At 71.9% G+C, this 18,591-nt stretch carries 17 protein-coding genes; 10 read left to right on the forward strand and 7 right to left on the reverse strand.

Features of this window, described 5'->3' with window-relative positions:
- Nucleotides 1–6: 6 nt before the first annotated feature.
- The gene (rsmI, locus tag ACESM1_RS01355) at nt 7–897 is read right to left on the reverse strand and encodes a 16S rRNA (cytidine(1402)-2'-O)-methyltransferase (protein WP_372617000.1); all 891 of its coding nucleotides are present in this window, start codon (nt 895–897) and stop codon (nt 7–9) included.
- Between rsmI and ACESM1_RS01360 the strand changes: the two genes are divergently transcribed.
- Both ACESM1_RS01360 and ACESM1_RS01365 read left to right on the forward strand, forming a co-directional pair.
- Nucleotides 888–2,135 (forward strand): ABC transporter substrate-binding protein, encoded by a 1,248-nt coding sequence (locus tag ACESM1_RS01360; RefSeq protein WP_372617002.1) that lies wholly within the window; start codon nt 888–890, stop codon nt 2,133–2,135. The genes rsmI and ACESM1_RS01360 overlap by 10 nt on opposite strands.
- 30 nt (nt 2,136–2,165) lie before the next feature.
- Nucleotides 2,166–3,587 carry an ATP-binding protein gene (locus tag ACESM1_RS01365; protein ID WP_372617003.1) on the forward strand — a complete coding sequence of 474 codons (1,422 nt, stop codon included), beginning with the start codon at nt 2,166–2,168 and terminating at the stop codon, nt 3,585–3,587.
- Between the two features lie 6 nt (nt 3,588–3,593).
- Here the strand turns inward: ACESM1_RS01365 and ACESM1_RS01370 are convergent, their stop codons facing one another.
- Both ACESM1_RS01370 and ACESM1_RS01375 read right to left on the reverse strand, forming a co-directional pair.
- Entirely contained in the window at nt 3,594–5,501 is a 1,908-nt protein-coding gene (locus ACESM1_RS01370) for a calcium-binding protein (protein WP_372617005.1), read from the reverse strand.
- Between the two features lie 30 nt (nt 5,502–5,531).
- On the reverse strand, nt 5,532–5,714 hold the full coding sequence (locus tag ACESM1_RS01375; protein ID WP_372617006.1) for a hypothetical protein: 183 nt from the start codon (nt 5,712–5,714) through the stop codon (nt 5,532–5,534).
- A gap of 265 nt (nt 5,715–5,979) precedes the next feature.
- Between ACESM1_RS01375 and ACESM1_RS01380 the strand changes: the two genes are divergently transcribed.
- Nucleotides 5,980–7,131, forward strand: coding sequence for a beta-glucosidase (locus tag ACESM1_RS01380; protein ID WP_372617008.1), 1,152 nt, complete (start codon nt 5,980–5,982; stop codon nt 7,129–7,131).
- Nucleotides 7,132–7,176: 45 nt separating this feature from the next.
- Here the strand turns inward: ACESM1_RS01380 and ACESM1_RS01385 are convergent, their stop codons facing one another.
- Complete coding sequence (locus tag ACESM1_RS01385; RefSeq protein ID WP_372617010.1) at nt 7,177–8,586, reverse strand: calcium-binding protein; 1,410 nt, start codon at nt 8,584–8,586, stop codon at nt 7,177–7,179.
- Nucleotides 8,587–8,843: 257 nt separating this feature from the next.
- Between ACESM1_RS01385 and hemH the strand changes: the two genes are divergently transcribed.
- The 3 genes from hemH to hemJ are packed head-to-tail and all read left to right on the forward strand — an operon-like array spanning nt 8,844 to nt 11,109.
- Nucleotides 8,844–9,974, forward strand: a complete 1,131-nt coding sequence (gene hemH, locus ACESM1_RS01390) for a ferrochelatase (RefSeq protein WP_372617012.1) — start codon at nt 8,844–8,846, stop codon at nt 9,972–9,974.
- Nucleotides 9,971–10,660 carry an HAD family hydrolase gene (locus tag ACESM1_RS01395; RefSeq protein ID WP_372617014.1) on the forward strand — a complete coding sequence of 230 codons (690 nt, stop codon included), beginning with the start codon at nt 9,971–9,973 and terminating at the stop codon, nt 10,658–10,660. Before hemH ends, ACESM1_RS01395 begins: the two co-directional genes overlap by 4 nt.
- Complete coding sequence (hemJ, locus tag ACESM1_RS01400) at nt 10,657–11,109, forward strand: protoporphyrinogen oxidase HemJ (protein ID WP_372617015.1); 453 nt, start codon at nt 10,657–10,659, stop codon at nt 11,107–11,109. Before ACESM1_RS01395 ends, hemJ begins: the two co-directional genes overlap by 4 nt.
- A 39-nt stretch (nt 11,110–11,148) precedes the next feature.
- Here the strand turns inward: hemJ and ACESM1_RS01405 are convergent, their stop codons facing one another.
- Entirely contained in the window at nt 11,149–11,286 is a 138-nt protein-coding gene (locus ACESM1_RS01405; protein WP_372617017.1) for a hypothetical protein, read from the reverse strand.
- Nucleotides 11,287–11,407: 121 nt separating this feature from the next.
- On the opposite strand from ACESM1_RS01405, the gene ACESM1_RS01410 reads away from it, so the two are divergent.
- Together ACESM1_RS01410 and ACESM1_RS01415 are read left to right on the forward strand one after the other, a co-directional pair.
- On the forward strand, nt 11,408–11,968 hold the full coding sequence (locus tag ACESM1_RS01410; RefSeq protein WP_372617020.1) for a chromate transporter: 561 nt from the start codon (nt 11,408–11,410) through the stop codon (nt 11,966–11,968).
- Nucleotides 11,965–12,486, forward strand: coding sequence for a chromate transporter (locus tag ACESM1_RS01415; protein ID WP_372617021.1), 522 nt, complete (start codon nt 11,965–11,967; stop codon nt 12,484–12,486). The genes ACESM1_RS01410 and ACESM1_RS01415 overlap by 4 nt, the downstream gene beginning before the upstream one ends.
- 89 nt (nt 12,487–12,575) lie before the next feature.
- Here the strand turns inward: ACESM1_RS01415 and ACESM1_RS01420 are convergent, their stop codons facing one another.
- Nucleotides 12,576–13,172 carry a hypothetical protein gene (locus ACESM1_RS01420; RefSeq protein WP_372617022.1) on the reverse strand — a complete coding sequence of 199 codons (597 nt, stop codon included), beginning with the start codon at nt 13,170–13,172 and terminating at the stop codon, nt 12,576–12,578.
- A 40-nt stretch (nt 13,173–13,212) separates the two neighbouring features.
- The gene (locus tag ACESM1_RS01425; protein WP_372617025.1) at nt 13,213–14,733 is read right to left on the reverse strand and encodes an amidohydrolase family protein; all 1,521 of its coding nucleotides are present in this window, start codon (nt 14,731–14,733) and stop codon (nt 13,213–13,215) included.
- 249 nt (nt 14,734–14,982) lie between these two features.
- On the opposite strand from ACESM1_RS01425, the gene ACESM1_RS01430 reads away from it, so the two are divergent.
- Nucleotides 14,983–16,797 (forward strand): ABC transporter ATP-binding protein/permease, encoded by a 1,815-nt coding sequence (locus ACESM1_RS01430; protein WP_372617027.1) that lies wholly within the window; start codon nt 14,983–14,985, stop codon nt 16,795–16,797.
- A gap of 312 nt (nt 16,798–17,109) precedes the next feature.
- Nucleotides 17,110–18,384: a transcription termination factor Rho gene (rho, locus tag ACESM1_RS01435; protein ID WP_372617029.1), complete on the forward strand. Its 1,275-nt coding sequence runs from the start codon at nt 17,110–17,112 to the stop codon at nt 18,382–18,384.
- The last annotated feature ends 207 nt before the right edge of the window (nt 18,385–18,591 follow it).

Below are 18,591 nucleotides of genomic sequence, written 5' to 3' on the forward strand. Positions count from 1 at the left end.
GGCCGGTCAGCCCCCCTTCGCCAGCTCCAGCGCGCGGGCATAGACCTGCTTGCGCGGCAGGCCGGTGGCGGCGGCGACCATGGCGGCGGCATCGCGCAGGCTGGCACCTTCCATCGCCGCCCGCAGCTGGGCATCGAGGTCCGCCTCGCCGGTCGCCTCCTCCGGCGCCGGGCCGACCACGATGCAGATCTCGCCCCGCGCCTCGTGCCCGGCGTAATGGGTGGCGAGCTCCGCCAGGCTGCCGCGGCGCACTTCCTCGAAGCGCTTTGTCAGCTCCCGCGCCACGGCCGCCGGGCGGTCGCCGCCCAGCCCCTCGGCGAGCGCGGCCAGCGCCTCGGCCAGGCGGTGCGGCGCCTCGTGCAGCACCACCGTCGCTGCAAGCCCCGCCCGCTCCGCCGCCCGCAGACGCGCGATCGCCGCGGCGCGCGGCCCGCCCTTCGGCGGCAGGAAGCCCAGGAAGAGGAAGGGATGCGGCGGCAGGCCCGAGAGCGTCAGCGCCATCACCGCCGCGTTCGGCCCCGGAATCGCCGTCACCGGCAGCCCCGCCTCGATCACCGCCCGCACCAGCCGATAGCCGGGATCGGAGACCAGCGGCGTGCCGGCATCCGAGGCCAGCGCGAGGCGTTGCCCTGCGCGAAGCCGTTCCAGCACGCGCGGCACCATCTCCGCCTCGTTATGGTCGTGCAGTGGCAGGAGCGGCGCGGACATGCCATGACGGGCCATCATCTGGCCGGTCACCCGGGTATCCTCGCACAGCACGGCGTCCACCCCGCCGAGCACCGCGAGCGCCCGCGGCGACAGGTCGCCGAGATTGCCGATCGGCGTCGCCACCAGGGACAGCCCCGCCGGTGCTTCCCGCGATGACGCCCGTTCAGGAGGGTCGCCGCTTGCCGTCATCCGCTCTGCTGCCTCCCCGAGACGCCGGCCTTCCGTCACGCCGCACCCTGGCGGGCCTGGCGATCGCTGCCCTTCTCGGCCTGTCGGCCTGTGCGCCGCAATACCCCGGCTCCGGCTATGTCGGAGTCGCGCCCCCGATCGGCATGGCGCCGGGGGGGCCGATGCAACGGGCGGCGCTGCTGCTGCCGCTGTCCGGGCCGCAGGCGGCGCTCGGCCAGGCGATGATGAACGCCGGCACGCTGGCGCTGTTCGACGAGGCGCCGACCGGCGTGGAATTCACGCCCCGCGACACCGGCGGCACTCCCGCCGGCGCCGCCGCGGCCGCCCGCGCCGCGATCGCCGAAGGTGCACGCGCCCTGGTCGGCCCGCTGACCAGCGCAGAGGCCGCGGCCGTCGCGCCGGTGGCGCGCAGCGCCGGCGTGCCGCTGCTCGCCTTCACCAATGACGAGCAGCGCGCGGGGCAGGGCGTCTGGGTGCTCGGCACCACGCCGCAGCAGCAGGTGCGCCGGGTGGTGGCGGCGGCGGCGCGCGATGGTGCGCAGCGCTTCGCACTCGCCGCCCCGAATACCGAATTCGGCCGCGCGCTGGCGGCGGCGCTGCGCCGCGCGACCGCCGATCTCGGTCTGCCGCAGCCCCGCATCGCCCTGCATCCCGCCACTGCCGAGCCGGGCATGGCCGCCGGCGGCGCGCGCGCGCAGATGCGCGACGTGGATGCGCTGCTGATCGGCGAATCCGGCGAGCGCGCGCGCCGCTTCGCCGCCGCCTTTGCCGGGCTCGCCAGCGCCATGCCGCCGCCGGCGTCCGATCCCGCCGCGCCCGACGCGCCCATCCCCGACACCGCTGAGCCGCCGCCGGGCCCGCGCCTGCTCGGCACCACGCTCTGGCTCAACGACGGCGCGCTGCGCGGCGAGCCTTCGCTGGGTGGCGCCTGGTTCCCCGGCCCCGACGCCCGCGCCCGCGCCCGCTTCGAGAGCCGCTACCGCGAAGCCTTCCAGGAAACGCCGCCGCGCGTCGCCGCCGCCGCCTACGACGCCGCGGCGCTGGCCGCGCGGGCGCTGCGCAGCAATGCGCCGGTGGACAGCCTCACCGCCTCGCAGAGCTTTTCCGGCGCCGAAGGCCCGGTGCGCCTGCTGCCGGGCGGGCAGACGCTGCGTGGGCTGGCGATCTACGCCCTTTCCCCCTCCGGCGATCCGCTTCTGCTCGAGCCCGCCGCCGACCCGGCCGGGCCCGGCTTCTAGCCGCGTCGTCGGCGCCTGAAGCCACAGGCGATGCCGGTCGCCGCGCCGCGCGCCAGGCGCCTGCTTGCCGCCGCCGCGCTGATCGGCGGCGTGCCGGCGACGGCGCTGCTGCTGCTGCTGCTGGGCGGCTGGCTCGCCGCGCTGCCCGCGCTGCTCGCGCTGGTCGCAACCGGCGCCGCGGCAATCGCTCTTGCACGGGTCTGGCTCGGCAACCTCCAGCGGCTCGGCGAGGCGATACGCCGCGCCGAGGCGGGGGAGGGCGAGGTGCCGGCGCTCTCCCACCGGATCGTGCTGCCCTCGGTGGCGGAGATCGCCGAGGATGTGCGCCGCCTGGCGCGCAGCGCCAACGAACGCGCCGAGCTGGTGATGCGGCTCCGCCGCGCCGACGCCGCGATCATCGAGCGCCTGCCCGACCCGCTGGTGGTGTTGGATGCGCGCGGCGCGGCGCTGCGCGCCAATGCGGCGGCGCGGTCGCTGTTCGGCAGCGGCAGCGGCGTCAATGCCGGCGCCGCCGGCGACCTCGCCGCGCTGCTCCGCCATCCCACCCTGGCCGACGCGCTCGACGCGACGCTGGCCGGCGAGGGGCCCCGCCAGGTGGACATCGCGCTGCCCGTACCGGTGCCGCGCGACCTGCTGGTGCATGTCATCCTGATGGAGCCGCCGCTCTCCGATGGCGGGCGCATCGTGCTGCTGCTGTCCGACCGCACGCGGGAGCGCGCGGTGGAGCGGATGCGGGCCGACTTCGTCGCCAATGCCAGCCACGAGCTGCGCACGCCGCTCGCCTCGCTCATCGGCTTCATCGAGACGCTGCGCGGCCCGGCCCATGACGATGCGGAGGCGCGGATGCGCTTCCTCGGCATCATGGCCGAACAGTCGGAGCGGATGCGGCGGCTGATCGACGACCTGCTCGGCCTCTCCCGCATCGAGATCACCGAGCACCAGCCGCCGACCGGCGAGGTGGACCTCGCCGCCCTGGCCGCGGCCGAGGCGGAGGCGATGGCGCCGATCCTGGCGCAGCGCCGCACCCGGCTGGAGACCGCGCTCGAGCCCGGCAGCCTTGCCAAGCCGGCGGATGCCGAGCAGCTCGGCCAGGTACTGCGCAACCTGCTGGAGAACGCGGCCCGCTACGGCCGGGAAGGCGGGACGATCCGGCTTGCCGTGGCGCGCGCCGCGCCGGGCGGGGAGGGGACGGCGCCGCGCTGGCCCTCGCGCCCCGGCGTGGTGCTGAGCGTCGCCGATGACGGGCCGGGCATCGCCCGCCAGCACATCCCGCGCCTGACGGAGCGCTTCTACCGCGTGGACCGCGGCCGCAGCCGCAATGCCGGCGGCACCGGCCTCGGCCTCGCCATCGTCAAGCACATCGTCAATCGCCACCGCGGCCAGCTGGTGATCGAGAGCGAGGAGGGCGCCGGCGCCACCTTCAGCGTGTGGCTGCCGGCCGGGGGCGGTTGAACCGGCCTACAGCAGCAGGTCGCCCGGGCCGAGCAGGGGAAGGCCCTTGAGCACGATCACCATGTCCGCCTCGGCGTCGGCATCGGCGGTATCGAGCTCGATGCGGAGCTGGCGCAGCGCGAAGTCGCGCACCATGCGCAGCTCCGCCACGCCGGCGCCACCGGAGAAGGCGGCGGTGCCGATCAAGGTGAAGGCGTCGTCCCCCGCCGTCGCCGCATCGGCATCCAACGCCGAGAGGTCGAGCAGGTCGGTGCCGCGCGCGAAGTCGAACAGGAGGTCCGTCGCCGCGTCCGTGCTGTCGGCGAGGTCGGCATAGGCGAAGACATCGCCCTCCGTCCCGCCGCGCAGCGTGTCGGCGCCGGCGCCACCGAGCAGCGTATCGGCGCCGGCATCGCCGAACAGGCGGTCGTCGCCGCCGCCGCCGCGCAGCAGGTCGTTCTCCGTCCCGCCGCGCAGCACGTCCTCGCCCCCTCCGCCATCCAGGGTGTCCGCGCCCACGCCGCCCAGGACGGTGTCGGCGCCTTCGCCGCCATCGGCGAGGTCGTCGCCGGCATCGCCGCGCACCCGGTCGCCATCGGCGCCGGCCTCCAGCGTGTCCGCGGCCTCGCCGCCGACCAGGGTGTCGTTTCCGGCGCCGCCAAGCAGCCGGTCGGCCTCGGCGCCACCGTTCGTCAGGTCGGCACCCTCGCCGCCGTCGAGCGTGTCCGCGCCGAGGCTGCCGATCAGCGTATCGGCGCCGGCCTCGCCGAGAAGGCTGTCGGCGCCGATCATCCCCAGCAGCCGGTCATCGCCGCCGGCGCCGGCCAGGGAATCGTCCCCGCCCCGGCCCTGGAGCGTGTCGGCGCCCTCGCCGCCAACGAGCGCCTCGGCGCCGCCCGTGCCGGACTGCGCGCCGCCCGGCGGGGCGAGGTCGAAGCGCGCGGCGCGGATCTGGTAGTCGAAGCCGTTGTTGGTGTCCTCCCAGGCGACGACGAGGGTGCCGTTGCCGGTCATCGTCATCTCGGGGCGGGTCTGCTGGCCCTGGATGGTGGAGTCGAGCCGCATCACCGCGCCATCGGGCGTGCCGTCCGCGTTCAGGCGCTGGCCGAGGACGTTCGAATCGAAGATCCCGGGGGCGTAGCCGGAGATCGCCACCAGCACTCCGCCATCGGGCAGCACGCCGAGCTCCGTCGTGCCGAAGCTCGACACATCGAAGGTGATGTCGCGCGCCGTGCCCTCGAGCGCGCCGGCGGCATCGAGGAAATAGACGCGCACCACGGATGCGCTGGCGCCGATGGTCAGCGCGTGGGCCACCACGAGGCCGCCATCGGGCCGCGCAGCGAGCACGGTGGCGTGTCGCTCGGGGTTGTCGGGGATGAAGGCCGGCAGCGCCGCGACCGATCCGTCGAGGTTGCGGAACACGATCTGGGAGACGGAGGTGAAGCCGTTGAAGGCCTGGGCCGCAAGCGCCAGCACGCCGGCATTCGGCCCCTGGAGCGCCGCCGCGGCGTCATGGATGCCGATCCCGACATAGGGCCCGGCGGAGGTCAGCAGCGTGCTGGTGGCGCCCGCGGTGCCATCCGCCTCGATGATGAGCAGCTTCAGCCTGTCCGGGCTGCCGGCACCGTCGGTGTACATCAGCCCGGCGCGTCCGCCGTCCAGCGCGACGATCTGGTGGAAGTTGACGCCTTCGGAGAAGGCCCCGCCGGTGGCGACCGGGATCTCGGCACCGACGAGGTTGCCGGTCGCGGGGTCCATGACGAAGGCGCCGATCCGACTGGTGCCGGCCGTGAAGTCGCTCACACCCCAGCCGGCCGCGACATGGCCGTTGGACAGCGTGACCAGGCCGGAGCCGTCGAAATACCCGGTCAGGTCGGCACTCACCGGCGCCGCGGGACCGAGCGCCGCGCCATCGGTGCCGAACCGCCGGACCATAATCGTGACGCCCCGGTCGGCGTCGATCGCCTAGGGATAGGTCGGCGGGGCCCCGCCGGCGGTTTCCGGCAGGAAGTCATTCCAGATCGCGACGAAGCCGCCCTCCGCCGTGCCGGTAATGTGAGGCCGATACTCGGCACCGTACCGCGATGTTCCGTCCTCCGGCCAGAGGATCAGGTTGGACTGGCCGTTGACCGGGTTGGGAACCCGCATCCGGCTTCTCGTGCGTGCTTGGAAATTGCTGCCAATCGATCCGGCATTTGCGCCTGAGGTGCAACCAACCTGAAGTCGATAACGCGGCGGCGCCACCCCGCCGACCACGCCAGCCCGGCGAAACCGCTTGCCTGAATCGGATACAATAGGCGATATCGGATCGCTGCCTCACGCGTGCGTGATGCCGCGCCGCGAAAGCCTTTCGCCGGCGGGGCGTTACCGCCCTGCCTTCCCGCCTGTCCGCCGCCACTGCCCGGAGTTCCGCGTGACCCCGCCCGAACCGCTGTTCCGCTCCTTCTTCATGGCCGGCTTCGAGTGCTCGACGCACCGCAACATGTCCCGCCGCCGGCTCGACATGATCGCCGCCACCCACCACGACATGCTCGCCTTCGAGGATTACAGCCAGCTTGCCGAGCACGGCATCCGCACTGCCCGCGACGGCGTGCGTTGGCATCTGGTTGAGACCTCGCCCGGCCAGTACGACTGGTCCTCCGTCCTGCCGATGCTGCGTGCGGCCGAGCGCGCCGGCACCCAGGTGATCTGGGATCTCTGCCACTATGGCTGGCCGGACGATCTCGACGTGTTCTCGCCGGCCTTCGTGGACCGCTTCGCCCGCTACGCCGCCGCCTTCGCCAGGCTGCATGTGGCGGAGACCGGGCGCGCGCCCTTCGTCTGCCCGGTGAACGAGATCTCCTTCCTCGCCTTTGCCGGCGGCGACATGGAGCGTTGCAGCCCGCATGCGAAGGGCCGCGGCATGGACCTCAAGCGCAACCTGGTGCGCACCGCCATCGCCGGCACCCATGCGGTGCGCGAGGCCGCCCCCGGCACCCGCACCGCCGCGATCGACCCGGTGATCCACATCGTGCCGCGCAACCCGGGCGAGGCCGAGGCGGTGCGCCTGCACAATGCCAGCCAGTGGCAGGCCTGGGACATGCTGGCCGGCCGCGAGGAGCCGGAACTCGGCGGCAGCGAGGAGGTGCTGGATGTCGTCGGGATCAACTACTACTGGAACAACCAGTGGCTCCACCACGGCGAGCCGCTCAGCGTGTTCGACGCCGCGCGCTTCCGCCCCTTCCGCGAGCTGATCGCCGATGCCGCCGCGCGTTATGCCGGGCGTGATCTGTTCATCGCCGAGACCAGCATCGAAGGCTGGCCCCGCCCTGCCTGGCTCCGCTACGTCACCGAGGAGGCGCTGGCCGCCATCGCGGCGGGGGTGAAGCTGCACGGCGTCTGCATCTACCCCATCATCTCCCACATCGGCTGGGACGAGGACCGCTACTGCCCGAACGGCCTGTTCGAGCTGCAGCCGAAGCACGGCCGGCGCGAGGTCTACCGCCCGCTCGCGGAGGAATTGGCGCGGCTGCAGGGTCAGGTGCGTGACTCGGCCTGCGCCGCACCCCGCACCGCGGCTGAGTGACGCAGCGCCGGGCCGCCCGTCGCGGGGCGGCCCGGCGCCGGCGGGTCACAGCACGAAGTCGTCCGCCACCAGCTTGCCCCAGCCCTGCACCAGGATCTCCATGTCGGCGGCGACGTCGCCATCGGCCTGGTTCACCTGCACGAGCAGGTATTTGCTGGCATTGTCGGCCGGATCGCCGATCCGCTCGAAGCGGACCTGCGCCTGGCCCGCGGTGAAGGCGGCCATGCCGATGAAGTCGAACGCACCATCGCCATCGAGGCTGTCGAGGAAGCCGAGGTCCAGCCGGTCCGGCGTGGCGTGGAAGGACGATCGCTCGAACTCGGCGATCACGTCGGGGGAGCCCGGCTCGCTGTCCTCCAGGAACAGGTAGAAATAGGTGTCGGAGTCGCCGAGCCCGCCGCGCATCGTGTCCGCGCCGTAGCCGCCGATCAGGATGTCGCCGCCCTCCCGGCCGAGCAGCAGGTCGTTGCCGCCGCCGCCGACCAGCCCGTCACCGCCCTCGCCGCCGTCCAGCCGGTCGTCGTCGGCGCCGCCGTCGAGCTGGTCGCTGCCGGCGCCGCCATAGAGCTCGTCGGTGCCCGCCGCGCCCAAGAGGATGTCGCCGCCCTCACCGCCGAACAGCCGGTCATCGCCCGCCTCGCCGAACAGCTCGTCGTCACCGGCATCGCCCTGCAGCCGATCGGCGCCGTCGCCGCCGGCCAGCAGATCGCGCCCGGCGCCGCCATAGAGTTCGTCGTCGTCGGCACCACCCTCGAGCGTGTCGGCGCCATCGTCGCCAAACAGGCGATCGTTGCCGCCCTCGCCCTGCAGCACGTCGTCATCCGTGCCGCCGGCAAGCCGGTCATCGCCGTCCCCGCCTGCCAGCAGGTCGCTGCCGGCGCCGCCATAGAGCTCGTCATTGCCGGCACCGCCGCCCAGCGTGTCGGCGCCATCGCCGCCGAACAGCCGGTCGGCGCCGTCCTCGCCCTCCAGCACGTCGTCGCCGTCATCGGCCTGCAGCCGGTCGTCGCCGTCGCCGCCCGAGAGCAGGTCGCTGCCGGCCCCGCCATAGAGTTCGTCGTCGTCGGCACCGCCGTCCAGCGTATCGGCGCCGTCCTCGCCGAACAGCCGGTCGTTGCCGCCCTCGCCCTGCAGCACGTCGTCATCCGCGCCGCCGGCAAGCCGGTCGTCATCCGCGCCGCCGGCCAGGCTGTCGGCGCCGGCATTACCCTCCAGCCGGTCGGGCCCGGCGTCGCCGAGCAGTAGGTCGGCCCCGCTGCCGCCGATCACGGTGTCGGCGCCGAGGCCGCCATCCAGCGTGTCACCCTCCGCGCCCGGCAGGGCGGGGTCCGGCGTGCCGAGGATCCGGTCGTCGCCACCGAGCCCAAGGATCGCCTGCGCGGCCGGCGTGCCGACCAGCGTGTCGGCACCCGCGCCGCCGCTGCCGCTCGGGCCCGGAATGATGGTGGTAGACATGGCGGAAGCTCCCCCGTCCTGATTGTCTGGAGCCGGCCCGCAGCTCGCGCCCGGCCGCGGAAGGCGGACGCATCAGCCGCCGGATCGTTCCGCTCATCGACATCACAGAAGAAGGATTGATCGTTATTCTGACAGCAGCCATCATTATTGTATACGATCTTGACCTGGAGCCGCGTCGCGCCTGCGTGGCAGATTCCCGGCCCGCACCGCCACTCTGCCCTTGACCCCAGGCCCCGGCGTGGCATTTCCCGCCCATCATGGACCTTCCCGCCGAGCCGGCGCCTCCTCCGGGCCTCTCAGGATCGCGGCCGCGGCTCGCGGTCGTGCTGTTCAACCTCGGCGGTCCCGACGCGCCCGAGAGCGTGCGGCCTTTCCTGGTCAACCTGTTCACCGACCCGGCCATCCTGCGGGTGCCCGGCTGGGTGCGCCCCTGGCTCGGCCGGCTGATCGCCTGGCGACGCACCAAGCCGGCCTCCGAGAACTATGCCATTCTCGGCGGCCGCTCCCCCCTGCTGGAACTCACGCTGGAACAGGCGGCGGCGCTGGAGGCCGCGCTCAACGCCGAAGGCAGCGTGGAGGCCAAGGCCTTCGTCGCGATGCGCTACTGGCACCCGATGACCGAGGAGACGGTGGCGCAGGTGAAGGCCTGGGCGCCCGACGAGATCCTGCTGCTGCCGCTCTACCCGCAATTCTCCACCACCACGACCGGCAGCTCCATGCTGGCCTGGGACAAGGCGGCCCGCCGCGCCGGTCTCGACGTGCCAACCACCACGCTCTGCTGCTTCCATTCCGACCCGGCCTTCGCCGCGGCCACCGCGCGGATCGTCCGGGGCGCCTGGGACAAGGCGCGGGCCGAACTCGACCCGGCGGTGAAGCTGCGCATCCTGTTCAGCGCGCATGGCCTGCCGGAAAGCATCGTCACCGCCGGCGACCCCTATCAATGGCAGGTCGAGCAGTCCGTCGCCCAGGTGGTGGACCGGCTCGGGATCGAGGAGCTGGACCACGTGGTCTGCTACCAGTCCCGCGTCACGCCCCAGAAGTGGATCGGCCCCTCCACCGAAGCGGAGCTCGAGCGCGCCGGGCACGACAAGGTCGCGGTGCTGGTGGTGCCGATCGCCTTCACCTCCGAGCATTCCGAGACGCTGGTGGAGCTCGACGTCGAATACCGCGAAGAAGCGGAGAAGCTCGGCGTGCCCGGCTATTTCCGCGCGCCGGCGCAGAATTCGGACACCGGCTTCGTGGCCGCGCTGGCCGGGCTGGTGCGCGCCGCGCGGGCCTCCGGCCGCAGCCTCTGCTCCTTCGCCGGTGCGCGGCAATGCCCGAAGGCCTGCCGCGACTGCCCGCATGAGAAGGCGAACGCCGACCGCCGCGCCAAGGTCGCGGCGTGAGCCTGCCGATCCGCCACCTCCGCCCCGCCGCCGTGCTGTTCGACTGCGACGGCGTGCTGGCCGACACCGAAGCCCTGCACGACCGGATCCTGGCGGAGGAGGTCAGCCGGCTCGGCTGGGAGATCACGCCCGAGGAAGGCGCGCGCCGCTTCCGCGGCCTGGCATGGGAGGCGATCGCGCCGCAGGTCGAGCAGCGCCTCGGCCCCGGCTCGGTGCCCGCCGACTTCTTGCCCAACCTGATCGCCCGCGTCGTGCGCGCGCTGGAGCGCGAGACGGAGCCGGTGCCCGGCGTGCTCGATGCGCTGGAGGCGGTCCGCGCCGCCGGCATCCCGGTTGCCGTGGCCAGCAACTCCTCCCGCCCCGAGCTTGCCACCAAGCTGCGCCGCCTCGGCCTCGCGGAGCTGTTCCGCGAGCGCGTGTTCAGCGTGGACGAAGTGGAACGCCCGAAGCCCTTCCCCGACATGTACCGCGCCGCCGCCGCATCCTGCGATGCCGACCCGCATCTCTGCGTGGTGGTGGAGGACAGCGTCGCGGGCGCACGGGCCGGCATCGCCGCCGGCTGCCGGGTGCTGGGCTACGCTGCGAGCACGCCGGCCGCGGCGCTGGCGGCCGCGGGTGCGGAGACCTTCACGCGCATGCAGGACTTGCCGACGCTGCTCGGGCTGGCGCCGGTCGCGGCGGCATGACGCTCGATTTCCTGGCGCCGTTCTATCTCTGGACCAAGTCGCTGCACCTGCTCTCGGTCTTCGCCTGGATGGCGGGGCTGTTCTACCTGCCGAGGCTCTACGTGTACCACTGCCAGGTGGCGGTCGGCGATCCGCGCTCCGAAACCTTCAAGGTGATGGAGCGGCGGCTGCTGCGGGCGATCATGAACCCCGCCATGATCGCCGCCTACCTGTTCGGCATCCTGCTGGTGCTGACGCCGGGTGTGGTGGATTGGCGCGCCGGCTGGTGGCACGGCAAGCTGGCGGGCATTGTGGCGCTGACCTGGGTGCACCACGACCTCGCGCGCGCGCGCAAGGGCTTCGCCGCCGACCGGCGCCCGCGCAGCGAACGCGGCTGGCGCATCATGAACGAGGTGCCGACGCTGGCCCTGATCCTCATCGTGGTGATGGTGATCGTGAAGCCGTTCTGAACGCCGCCCCGCCAGCGGAGCGAGGGCGGCGCATCCACGTCAGCGGCCGCTGGGCGGCGGCGGCGATTTCTTCGCCGGGGGCGGCTGGCTGAAGGGCGAGACCGGCGCCGCGGCCGGCTTCTTCGCGGCCTTCGGCTTCTTGGGCTCGCGCCCGCTGCGTTTCTGGCCCTTGGCCATGGTCGGTGCTCCTGTTGCGTCTGGTGCGCAGCATGCGCCTTCGCCCGGGAATTTGCAGCGGGAATGCGATGCGCCGGCACGGGCCTTGTCGGCGCGGGCCGATCGCCGGAACCTTCCGCGCATGACGGACCTCGCGCCACCGCCCACGCGGCTGCAACTCTTCCTGGCCTTCACCCGCATCGGGCTGCTGGCCTTCGGCGGCGCCGCCGCGCTGGCCCGCGCCGTGATCGTGGAGGAGCGCCGCTGGCTGGCCGAGCGCGACTACGCCGAGATCCTGGCGGTCGGCCAGGTTCTGCCCGGGCCGAATGTCGGCAACACCGCGGTGATGCTCGGCCGCCGCTTCCACGGCCTGACCGGCGCGCTGGCCGCCAGCGGCGGCTTCTACGCCGTACCGCTGGTGTTGCTGACCGGCCTGTTGCTGCTGCATGGCAGCTTCGGCGACGAGCCCGCGGTGCAGTCCTTCATGCGGGGCATCGCGGCCGCGGCGGCGGGGATGGTGATCGGCACCGCGATCAAGATGGGCCAGAAACTGAAGCCGCCTCCGGAAGCCGTTGTGGTAGGCCTGCTGGCCGCCGCCGCGGCCTTCTGGTTCCGCCTGCCGCTGCCGCTGATCGTGCTGGCGCTGGCGCCGGCCGCGATCTGGGCGGCGCTGCGCCGGCAGCAGACGGTGGCGCCCCGATGAGCGTGGTGCTGACGCTGCTGCTGACCTTCGCCACGCTGTCGCTGCTGGCGGTGGGCGGCGCGAACGCGATCGTGCCGGAGATGCACCGCCAGATCGTCGAGATCCATGGCTGGCTGGACAGCGCGACCTTCGCGCAGATCTACGCGCTGGCGCAGGCGGCGCCCGGCCCGAACATCCTGGTGGCCGCCGCGCTGGGCTGGGTGATCGCGGGTGTGGCCGGCATGGCGGCCGCCACCATCGGCATCGTCGGCCCTGCCTGGGTGCTGGCCTGGTGGGTTGCCGGCATCAGCGAGCGCCTGGCCGGGCGGCCCTGGTTGAAGGCGGTGCGCAGCGGCCTGGTGCCGATCGCGGTGGGGCTGATCCTGGCCTCGGGGCTGATCATGGCCGAGGCGGTGGCGGTCGGCGCGCTGCCAGTTGCAGTTGCCATCTTCGCGACACTGTTGGTGTGGCGGACCGAGTGGAACCCGCTCTGGGTGCTGTTCGCTGGCGGGGCGGCGGGTCTGGCGCTGTTCGGGTAGGCTGCGCCGGTTCAACGCTCGTCCATCTCTGCGACTGCGACGGAGAGTAAAGCCGGCACAGGCAGGATGCGAAGCGCGCGCCCACGGCGCTACAGGCAGGGATTGACAACAGGCTGACGCGGAACGGAGAGCAGCTCGGCTATCCGGCGCCGACGCTCGTCACTCGGAGTGTTGATATACGCGTTCAGGATCTGCCGGTTTTGCTCGCGCCGGCATATTCTGTGGACCTGCTCGGATGTGAACTGCCGCGCCTGAGCGCGCTGTGTCTCGAGTTGGCTCTCCCAGAAGCTGCGCGGCCTGCGCGCAAGGTCGTTGGCCAGTATGAAGGCCAGCATGTCCCGGAGGGCGTGCGCCGTATCCTCCCTCGCTTCGGCCGCATCGTCGGGGCGACAGGCATCGAGCAACACGCTGAAGATCCCTGTCAGGCCCCAGGCGCAAAGGACGGCGCCCTTTCCGCTCACGTCCTGCTCGACGAAACTCGTGCTGTCACCCTCGCCCATGCGCGACATCCGCACGCCGTTGGCCTCGACCGAGGTTACCAGGCCCTGCGGCGTCGTTGTCTCCTCCATGCGCGCGCCAGGCTGCCGGGCGAAGGCCTCGAACAGCGCGCTCGCATCAAGGCCCTGTGCGCGCAGGATGGCCGGCGCGCTGACCGCAAGAAGCAGCGCCGCAAGAATGGCGCTCACGCGCGTGGCCATCCTCGCGGCGCTCACCACGGTGCCACCTTCACGACACGATCGTCTCTCCCTCCGGCTCGCGCATCACGTAGCCATAGGCGAGGTTGCTGCGGCCCTGGCCGCTGGCGGCGTATTGCGCCTTCGCCTTGCTGACGTTGTCGCCATCGAGGTCGGCGCGGCGCTGGTAGTTGTACATTCGCGCGCTGGTCTCGCCGAAGATCATCCGCTTCACCGGCCCGTCCGCCTCGCCGAGCGGTGCGAAGCCGTGCTGGCGCCGCATCTCCTCCGGGATCTCCAGCCGGCGCAGCGCCTCGATCTGCCATTGCGGCGATCCCGTCCACACCGCATCCGTGCCCCACACGACATGATCGGCGCCGAGGCCGCGGATCAGCGTGCCCATGAGCGCCGCACACAGGCCAGGCTCGATCACCGTGGTCTGCGCGAAGATCTGGCCGAGGTCGCCATAGACGTTCGTCACGCCGTATTTCGCCGGGATCTCCGCCAGATCCGTCGTCCAGTCCACGCGCCCGGTGCGCGCGAACTGCTCCACGCCGACGCCCGCGCCACCGCCACCTGTCCAGCGATAGGCCGAGTGGTAGATGACGAAGTTGATGTTGGGGAAATCCTTCGCCGCCTTGCCGACATCGTCCACGCCCGCATAGGGCAGCAGGTGCGGGAAGCGGTCCGTCACCTGCTGCGGGTAGAGCCCCTTGTGCACGCAGACGATGTTCTTCCCCGCGCGCAGGATGCGTTCGTAGAAGGGATAGAGCAGGCGCTCGTCATCCATTCGCCAGGGATGCTGCGCCAGGTGCTTGTTGGTGTTGTCGCCGACCGTGTAGCCCTTCCAGGAATCCACATCGAGCTCGGTGATGCAGCGCTCCACCTCCTCCATCCAGCCGGGCTGGCCGGGGGTGAAGACGCCATGCGTCAGGACGCGACGCGTACCGGCGGCGTCGTTCACCCGCTTGCGCGCATCGAACTTCATGTCGTTGGTCAGGAACCAGTCGCGCGGATCCTCGGAGGGCGCGCCGCTGATCAGCGCCACCTTGGTGTCGCTGTCGAGGAACATCTCCTTGAACCAGTTCGCCTCCATCAGGTGCTCGATGGTCTGCTCCACGCCGACCAACTGCGGGTTCCAGCCAGCGCGGCCGACGGCGCGGCGCGCATTCACGAAGGTCATCAGCCGCGTGTCGGGGCGCAGGAAATGCGTGTGCACGTCCATGATGAACTGGCCGGCGAGGCCAGCCGCGCGCGCATCCGCCGCGCCGGGCGTCTGGGCCTCCGCCTTCGAGACTCCGTAGAGCTCGCCGTATTCCTCGTTCATCGCCAGGAAGGCGGCGGCCACGCCGGCGGCGGTCTGCAGGAAGCGGCGGCGGCTCAGCCCCTGCTTCGCGCCGATCTCGTCCGCCATCGCCTTGATGCGCGCCTCCACGCGCTTCTGCCGCTCGTTCTGCGGCGCAGGCCAGAACTCGTCGGACGAGACGACCTGTGTCGGGATCGGCGAGGGGAACATCGCCTCGTTCGCCGGGCGCAGCCGCGCGAGATCGTCCTCGGTCAGGAAGCCCGACATGGTGGCGCTCCGTGGCGGCACCGCCGCCGGCTGGGGAGATGGCTGGCGGTCGAAGCCTGCCGCACGCCGATGCGCCGAGGCAAGCAGGTTCCGGATGCGGTCCGTGTCGGAACCGAACGTGGCCGAAATGTGGCGCCGAAGCCGCACTGGGCCACGATTGCGCCACGTTCACGCTCAGGTGGCGCGCATCACGATAGCGTGCGCATCGTAGGTTGTATACTCATCCACCTCGCATTGGATGGACCCACGATGCCGCACCCTTCGCCCTCGCCTGCCGCCGAGCAGGGCGCGATCCGCGATGCCTGGCGGCTGGCGCGCGGCTGGGCGCGGGCGGAACCCTGGGCCGTGGTGGGCCTCGTCGGTGCGGCGCTGGTGCTGATCCTGGCGCAGATCGCGGTGGATTGGGGCCTCGCACTCTGGCAACGCGGCACCTTCGACGCGCTGGAGGCCCGCGACAGCGCCGCCTTCGGGCAGCAGATCCTGACCTTCGGCGCTTTGATGGTGGCGCTGATGGTCACCAGCGTCGGCCGCCTCTGGAGCCGGCAGATCATCGGCTTCCGCTGGCGGCGCTGGCTGGTGCTGAAGCTGCAGGCGGCGATACTGGCCGATGGCCGCCACCACCGCCTCGCCGCCGATGCCGCAGGCACCGACAACCCGGACCAGCGCATCGGCGAGAACACCCGCTGGGCGACGGCCATCGCCGTGGACCTGGTCTTCGGCCTGATCTACGCGGGCGTCCTGCTGGCCTCCTTTGCGGGCATGCTCTGGGCGCTTTCGGCCGGCTTCTTCCTGCCGCTGCCGTCCGGCCCGCTGCACATCCCCGGCGGCTTTCTCTGGGCGGCGCTGCTCTATGCCGGCTTCTGCGCGGCGATCACCTGGCGGCTCGGGCGGCGGCTGCCGGCCATCCACATGGCGCGCAACGCGGCCGAGGCCGACCACCGCTACGGGCTGATCCGCCTGCGGGAGAACAGCGAGGCGGTCGCCCTGATCGGCGGCGAGGCCGACGAGAAGCGCGGCCTGGCCGCCGCCTTCGGGCGCCTCGAGCTCGCCATGCACCGGATGTTCCGCACCGAGCGCGACCTGATGTGGCTCGGCTGCTGCTACATGGCGGTGGCGGGCGTGGTGCCGCTGGCGCTCGGGGCGCCGCTCTACTTCGCCGGCACCGTCACGCTCGGCATCCTGATGCAGACGGCGCATGCCTTCGTGGAGGTGACCCGTGCGCTGTGCTGGCTCACCGAGAACTGGCCGCGCCTGGCCGATTGGCGCTGCCACGTCGCCCGCGTGGTGGAGTTGGAGCGCGCGCTGGAGGCGCCGACGCCGCCCGGCGCGCTGCGGCGCGAGGAAGGTGCTGCAGCGCTGCAGCTGCGCGACCTCGCCCTCTCCACCCCCTGCGGCCGCAACCTGCTGCGCGCACCGGAGGTGACGCTCGCGCCCGGCGAGAGGCTGCTGATCCGGGGCGAGAGCGGCAGCGGCAAATCCACCCTGTTTCGCGCCATCGGCGGCCTCTGGCCCTGGGGCGAGGGCGAGCTGCGCATCCCCTGCCGCCGGCAGAGCATGTTCCTGCCGCAGCGCCCCTACCTGCCGCTCGGCACGCTGGCGGCGGCGCTCTGCTACCCCGCGCCGCCCGACACCTTCGCGGAGGAAACGCTGCGCGCCGCACTCTCCCGCTGCAATCTCGGGCATATCGCCGACCGGCTCGGCGAGCCGGCGCGCTGGGACCGCATGCTGTCGCTCGGCGAGCAGCAGCGGCTCGCCTTCGCCCGGCTGCTGCTGCACCGGCCGCGCTGGATCTTCATGGACGAGGCGACCTCGGCGCTGGACGAGGCGAACCAGGCGGCGATGTTCGCCCTGCTGGCGGCGGAGCTGCCGGAGGCGGCACTGCTCTCCATCGGGCACCGGCCGGGCCTCGACCGCTACCATGACAGGGAACTGGTCGTCATGCGGGGGCCGACGGGGACTTGGCTGGCGCCGCCCGCGGCGCCGCGGGCACACGCCCACCCGGCGCGGCCGCTGCCGCGCCGCGATCCCCATCGCGTGATCCGCAGCCGCGCTGCGCTGCCTTGACTTTCCCTGGCTGCGCGCCACCTGCGGGTTGACGGCTTGCGGCACAACCCATAGGGTCCGACCGCCTTCCGGCAATCGGCGAGTCGGGCATTTCGCACAGGGGTGATTTCACCCTGGACGGATCCGAAACCGCCGGTCCCTCCCTTCCAAGCCCTGGTCGCCGCGCAGGACGCCCGAGAATCGGGGCGCGCGGCACGGCAAGGGGCGCCTGACCGGCCGCGACGCGGCCCCGTCACTGCCCCACCGCAGCCAGGGTTCCCCTCGCCTTTTCCCGCGCGCAGTGCAAGGCGCGCAGCACGGACGCGACCGCCCATGCATCTATCCGAACTCAAGGCCAAGTCCCCGGCCGAACTCCTGGCATTCGCCGAGAATCTGCAGATCGAGAACGCGTCCTCGCTGCGCAAGCAGGACATGATGTTCGCGATCCTGAAGACGCTGGCCGACAACGAGCAGGCGATCTACGGCGACGGCACGCTGGAGATCCTCTCCGATGGCTTCGGCTTCCTGCGCAGTCCGCAGGCGAACTACCTGCCGGGCCCCGACGACATCTACGTCTCCCCCGCCCAGGTACGGCGCTTCGGCCTGCGCACCGGCGACACGGTGGAAGGCCAGATCCGCGCGCCGAAGGACGGCGAGCGCTACTTCGCCCTGCTCAAGGTGGACAACGTCAACTTCGAGCCGCCCGAGGCGCTGCGCCATCGCATCAACTTCGACAATCTCACCGCGCTCTATCCGACGCGGCGGCTGAAGATGGAGAACCCCGAGGCCGAGGCCGTCGCGAAGGGCCCGACCAAGGACTACACCCACCGCATCATCGACCTCATCGCACCGATCGGCATGGGCCAGCGCGCGCTGATCGTCTCGCCGCCGCGCACCGGCAAGACGGTGATGATGCAGAACATCGCCAAGTCCATCTCGGCGAACCACCCCGACATCTTCCTCATCGTGCTGCTGATCGACGAGCGGCCGGAGGAAGTGACCGACATGGCCCGCACCGTCCGTGGCGAGGTCGTCGCCTCCACCTTCGACGAGCCGGCGACGCGCCATGTGCAGGTGACGGAGATGGTGCTCGAGAAGGCCAAGCGCCTGGTCGAGCACAAGCGGGACGTGGTGATCCTGCTGGATTCGATCACCCGCCTTGGCCGTGCCTACAACTCCGTCGTGCCGTCCTCCGGCAAGGTGCTGACGGGCGGCGTGGACGCCAACGCCCTGCAGCGCCCGAAGCGCTTCTTCGGCGCCGCGCGCAACATCGAGGAGGGCGGGTCTCTGACCATCATCGCCACCGCGCTGATCGACACCGGTAGCCGCATGGACGAGGTGATCTTCGAGGAGTTCAAGGGCACCGGCAATTCCGAGCTCATCCTCGACCGCAAGCTCTCCGACAAGCGCGTCTTCCCGGCGATCGACATCACCAAGTCGGGCACCCGCAAGGAGGAGCTGCTGGTGGACCGCGGCTCGCTGTCGAAGATGTGGGTTCTGCGCCGCATCCTGAACCCGATGGGTACCCAGGACGCGATGGAGTTCCTGCTGGACAAGCTGAAGTACAGCAAGACCAACCAGGACTTCTTCGACGCGATGAACACCTGAGGGCGTGCGTCGCCTCGGGTTGGCCTGACGGCACTCCCCGGCCATGGCAGTCGCATATGGCCGGAGGCAGTGCCGGATGATTCTCCCTCTCCCCCTGACGGAGGGAGATGGCCGGGTGAGGGGGTGACGCGAGGGCGTGCGTCACCGACTTGCCAAGGCTTGATCTATGTCAATGCTCTTATATTAGGCTTTCCTACTCTGCTTCTG

The organism is Falsiroseomonas sp. (assembly GCF_041690465.1).
Lineage (GTDB): Bacteria > Pseudomonadota > Alphaproteobacteria > Acetobacterales > Acetobacteraceae > Falsiroseomonas.

Bases quoted from the DNA above. Each gene is read 5' to 3' on its own strand.
- ACESM1_RS01385 (WP_372617010.1), bottom strand. From the start codon at position 8,586: ATGTCTACCACCATCATTCCGGGCCCGAGCGGCAGCGGCGGCGCGGGT.
- ACESM1_RS01415 (WP_372617021.1), top strand. From the start codon at position 11,965: ATGAGCGTGGTGCTGACGCTGCTGCTGACCTTCGCCACGCTGTCGCTG.
- rho (WP_372617029.1), top strand. From the start codon at position 17,110: ATGCATCTATCCGAACTCAAGGCCAAGTCCCCGGCCGAACTCCTGGCA.
- ACESM1_RS01370 (WP_372617005.1), bottom strand. From the start codon at position 5,501: ATGGTCCGGCGGTTCGGCACCGATGGCGCGGCGCTCGGTCCCGCGGCG.
- ACESM1_RS01375 (WP_372617006.1), bottom strand. From the start codon at position 5,714: ATGCGGGTTCCCAACCCGGTCAACGGCCAGTCCAACCTGATCCTCTGG.
- ACESM1_RS01430 (WP_372617027.1), top strand. From the start codon at position 14,983: ATGCCGCACCCTTCGCCCTCGCCTGCCGCCGAGCAGGGCGCGATCCGC.
- ACESM1_RS01365 (WP_372617003.1), top strand. From the start codon at position 2,166: ATGCCGGTCGCCGCGCCGCGCGCCAGGCGCCTGCTTGCCGCCGCCGCG.
- hemH (WP_372617012.1), top strand. From the start codon at position 8,844: ATGGACCTTCCCGCCGAGCCGGCGCCTCCTCCGGGCCTCTCAGGATCG.
- ACESM1_RS01425 (WP_372617025.1), bottom strand. From the start codon at position 14,733: ATGTCGGGCTTCCTGACCGAGGACGATCTCGCGCGGCTGCGCCCGGCG.
- ACESM1_RS01405 (WP_372617017.1), bottom strand. From the start codon at position 11,286: ATGGCCAAGGGCCAGAAACGCAGCGGGCGCGAGCCCAAGAAGCCGAAG.
- hemJ (WP_372617015.1), top strand. From the start codon at position 10,657: ATGACGCTCGATTTCCTGGCGCCGTTCTATCTCTGGACCAAGTCGCTG.
- ACESM1_RS01410 (WP_372617020.1), top strand. From the start codon at position 11,408: ATGACGGACCTCGCGCCACCGCCCACGCGGCTGCAACTCTTCCTGGCC.
- rsmI (WP_372617000.1), bottom strand. From the start codon at position 897: ATGACGGCAAGCGGCGACCCTCCTGAACGGGCGTCATCGCGGGAAGCA.